Origin of the sequence: Paracoccus sp. SY, from assembly GCF_002901215.1 — a bacterium.
In the GTDB taxonomy this organism is placed as follows: Bacteria; Pseudomonadota; Alphaproteobacteria; order Rhodobacterales; family Rhodobacteraceae; genus Paracoccus; species Paracoccus acridae.
In genome coordinates this window covers 1-370 of sequence record NZ_NWMQ01000234.1, presented here as the reverse complement: position 1 = coordinate 370, position 370 = coordinate 1, and the positions used below count along the sequence as shown (strand labels likewise).

The window sequence follows — 370 nt, the reverse complement described above, 5'->3', positions numbered from 1 at the left end:
TTTTTTTTATGGCTCAGTCCGAGCCCCCGCAGAACGCGCCAAACGGTGGCACGGTGCACGGCGATGCCGTGGGTTCTGTCCAGTTCGACCACCAATTCGTTGAGCGTGATCTCGCCCTTTTTGGTGACACGTGCCTTGAGCCAATCGGTTACGCCTGCCAGCTTCCCGTATCCGCCGCCATTGCCTTGCCGCTTGGGCGTCAACAACCCGGTCTCGCGTCGCAGCTTCACCAGATCGTTGACGAATTTGGGCGATACTCGAAAGTGCCGGGCCGCCTCGCGATGTCCGTGGCCTTCGTCCACATAGGCCACGACCCGCGTCCGAAGCTCCATTGGATGTGGCTTGCCCATCAGACCCCCCATACCTGCCT

1 protein-coding gene is annotated in these 370 nt (G+C 60.8%); it reads right to left on the bottom strand.

Going from position 1 to position 370, the window contains the following annotated elements; genetic code table 11:
• Positions 1 to 311: hypothetical protein (locus CK944_RS22685; RefSeq protein ID WP_239986230.1), on the bottom strand; the 311-nt coding region annotated here is incomplete at its 3' end.
• Positions 312 to 370 lie beyond the last annotated feature (59 nt).